This is a genomic window from Burkholderia sp. E168m23, from assembly GCF_016586125.1.
In the GTDB taxonomy this organism is placed as follows: Bacteria; Pseudomonadota; Gammaproteobacteria; order Burkholderiales; family Burkholderiaceae; genus Burkholderia; species Burkholderia orbicola.
In genome coordinates this window covers 1-964 of sequence record NZ_BCPP01001501.1, presented here as the reverse complement: position 1 = coordinate 964, position 964 = coordinate 1, and the positions used below count along the sequence as shown (strand labels likewise).

Here is a 964-nt window from a genome sequence, read left to right as displayed (position 1 = left end):
GTGCCGCACGAGCGGCAGGATCTGGTCGTCGTTCACGCCGCGCTCGATCACTGCGTTGACCTTGACCGGCGCGAGCCCGGCCGCATGCGCGGCTTCGATGCCGGCCAGCACGCGCGCCACCGGCACGTCGGCGTCGCTCATCCGGCGGAATACCGCGTCGTCGAGCGCATCGAGGCTCACGGTCACGCGCGACAGCCCCGCATCGCGCAACGCGCGTGCCTTCGCGGCGAGCAGCGAGCCGTTGGTCGTCAGCGCGATTTCGACGGGCTTGCCGTCGACGGTCGTCAACGCGGCCAGCCGTTCGATCAGTGCTTCGAGATTGCGGCGCAGCAGCGGCTCGCCGCCCGTGATGCGGATCTTCTCGACGCCGAGCGACGTAAAGGCGCGGGCGATCTTTTCCAGTTGCGCGAACGACAATCGCTCGGACGACGGCATGAACGCGTAGTCGGCGCCGAAGCTCTCGCGCGGCATGCAGTAGCCGCAGCGGAAATTGCACTGGTCGATGACGGACAGGCGCAAGTCGCGCAGCGGACGGCCGAGCGTGTCGGACGGGCGGGGGACAGCGCCGGGCGATGCGTCGCCGGATGAGGCGGCGGCGGCCGGCGCGGCGGAAACGATGGCATTCACGATCGGGTCGTCGGCCTGCATGAAGTAAGCGAAGGGGCGTCGCCGCTCGGCCGTGCGGATGCCGACGTGTCGGCGCACAGGTCGTGACGAGCCTCATCGTGAGCATAGTCCGCGGGGTTTTGTCGGCAGAGACACAATCCCGCCCGAATTGCAGGAATACAGTTCGCCGCGCGAGAGGCGCGACAGGCGCGGCCAATCGGGCGACGAATGGGGCGAAGGCACCGCATCGGGCGGCTATCCGGCGTCGCGCTCATGCGAGCCAGCGCGCGAATTCGTAGTACGGAACAGCGTCGCCGCGCGCGATGGCGCGCCCGGCCGGCAGCCGCGCGAGCCCGCT

At 69.8% G+C, this 964-nt stretch carries 1 protein-coding gene; it reads right to left on the bottom strand.

The window, feature by feature from the left end:
• Positions 1-648: GTP 3',8-cyclase MoaA (locus JMF90_RS38470; RefSeq protein WP_201326481.1), on the bottom strand; the 648-nt coding region annotated here is incomplete at its 3' end.
• Between the last annotated feature and the right edge of the window lie 316 nt (positions 649-964).